A 2,119-nucleotide genomic window follows, 5' to 3' on the forward strand; every position below is an offset into this window, starting at 1 on the left:
CCTCCATGACCATGGCCCACCACATGGGGTTCTTAAGCTTGCGGCGGATGCCCTTGGCCGAGAGCATGCGGGGTTTGCCGGCGTCCATGAAGCGGCTCGCGAGCTCTTCGAGGGCGTCGGCGTCGGAGGTGTCCACGATCTGCATGCCGGCGAGGTCGACGCCCGCCTCCACGGCGGTCGCGCGGATGATGCCGGCGGGGGAGACGAGCACGGGGATGCCGATGCCGTCATCGGCCACGCGGCGGGCCGCCTGGAGGGTCTTTGCCGCCTCGCATTCGGGCAGCGCGACGCGCGCCTTGCGCTCGCAGGCCTTGGCGTCCTCGGTGAGCTTCTGGATAAGCGTCATTGGGGTGTTCCTTTCTACACAAAAGGGGCCCGGCAAGGGGCAAGAAGCGCCTGGCCGGGCCCCTGGGGGGCGACTACATGGAGAGGGCGTCGTCCACGAACTTGGCGGCGTCGAGGAAGGTCTTGCACTTGTTGAGCTGCATGTAGGGGACCTCGACCTCGTACTCGTCCTCGAGCGCGGAGGCGAACTGCACGATGTTCACGCTCTTGCAGTGCAGGTCATCGACGAAGCTGGTGCTCTCGTCGAGGGTGGAGGCGTCGACGCCGAAGATGTCGGCGGCCTTTTCCTTGAGGATGTTCACGACCTCAGCCTGGAAATCGTTCATGTGATGCTCCTTGTCTGTTCTCTATTTGTTCTCGTCGCCGTGCCAGATGTAGTCGCCCACCTGATACTTGGGCGGAATGACCGGAATCTGCAGGTAGGACTGGTGGGACCCGCCGGTGTGGATGACGTGCATGCCGTCCCCGTTGTCGGTCTTGTGGTTCATGTCGTTGTCGTGGAACCACTCGGTCTTGATGAAGCGGCCAGCCACGACCACCTGGATCTTCTCGCCCTTGTGCCAGAAGCGGGAGTGCGGGTACATCTCGACGTCGACGGGAACGATCTCGCCGGGCTTCATGCGCTCCTCCCTCTCGTGGCTGTGAACGGGCTGGAAGTCGCTCGCGTACTTGGGGTCGAGGTCTCGGTGGCTGCAGCGCAGGAAGCCCCATGCCCCGCGGAAGGGGGCGCCCATGACGCGGATGGGCACGTAGTTGCCGTCGCGGTCGAGCTTGATGACCCAGGGGAAGAGGTCCATGTTGTCGTAGCCGCGGCACTCGACCTCGAGGTGCAGCTTCATATAGCCGGTGATCTCGGTGTCCTCGGTGAACTGGTAGGTGAACGTCGTGGTCTCGGTCTTGGGGTCGTAGACGACCTCGGACTCCTCCGGGTACTCCTCAAAACCGGCTTCATGGTTGGCAGCGTCGAGGTAGAGCTTCTTGTACTCGGTGCGCTTGAGCGGGAAGGTGTCCTCGGCGCGGCGGCTGGCGTAGTCGTAGTCGTAGGCGTCCATGACGTCGAGGCGGACGCGCGGCGTCATCTCCCAGCCGTTGTGGATCTCCTTGCAGTAGCGGTCGAAGAACTTGCGCACGTCCTCCATGTTTGCCGGGGTGTAGGTGTCGGGCCACTCGAAGTCGCGGTGCGCGCGCATCCATTTTTTCGGCGTGCGGATTCGGCGGAAGCCCTCGAAGGCCCCGCGCAGGTGGTGGTGGACCCAGCCGGCGGTGACGTAGGTGGGGATACGGATCTTGTTCCAGTCGACGATCTTGTCCCTGTAGTACGCGTTCATCAGGGGATACTTCGCCACCATCGCCGGCGTGTCCTCGATGTAGTTGTTGACCGCCAGCGCCTGGATGATGTGGGTCTCGTAGTCGGGGTTGGGGATGCCGCCGCAGAAGTAGGACTCGCGGTAGAGGTCGCCTTGGCCCTCCCAGGCGGCGAGACAGGCGAGGTGGGGCGGGCGCGTGGCGGCGATGCGCCAGTGCGCCATGCAGACGCCGGAGTTGCCGATCATCGTTGCGCGGCCGTTGCACCACTCTTGGGCCGTCACCCACTCGATGAAGTCGTAGCCGTCCTGGGCGTCCTGGGAGCCCCAGAGGTAGACGTCGCCCTCGGAGTTGCCCACGCCGCGCGGGTCGACGTTGGCCACTGCGTAGCCGTAGTGGCACCAGTAGCCGGGGTCGGGGGCCTCGAACTTCGCGTACTGGCTGACGGTCTTGGGGGGCACGCCCATGA

At 64.7% G+C, this 2,119-nt stretch carries 3 protein-coding genes; all 3 read right to left on the reverse strand.

Annotation, left to right across the window (positions count from 1 at the left end; translation table 11 throughout):
* A partial coding sequence (locus ACT84W_RS10070; RefSeq protein WP_444329112.1) for a phosphate acyltransferase occupies nucleotides 1–346 on the reverse strand: 346 nt, incomplete at its 3' end.
* A gap of 73 nt (nucleotides 347–419) precedes the next feature.
* Nucleotides 420–671: an acyl carrier protein gene (locus ACT84W_RS10075; RefSeq protein WP_444329113.1), complete on the reverse strand. Its 252-nt coding sequence runs from the start codon at nucleotides 669–671 to the stop codon at nucleotides 420–422.
* 21 nt (nucleotides 672–692) lie between these two features.
* Nucleotides 693–2,119: CocE/NonD family hydrolase (locus ACT84W_RS10080; protein ID WP_444329114.1), on the reverse strand; the 1,427-nt coding region annotated here is incomplete at its 5' end.

It is taken from the genome of Paratractidigestivibacter sp. (genome assembly GCF_052362415.1).
In the GTDB taxonomy this organism is placed as follows: Bacteria; Actinomycetota; Coriobacteriia; order Coriobacteriales; family Atopobiaceae; genus Paratractidigestivibacter.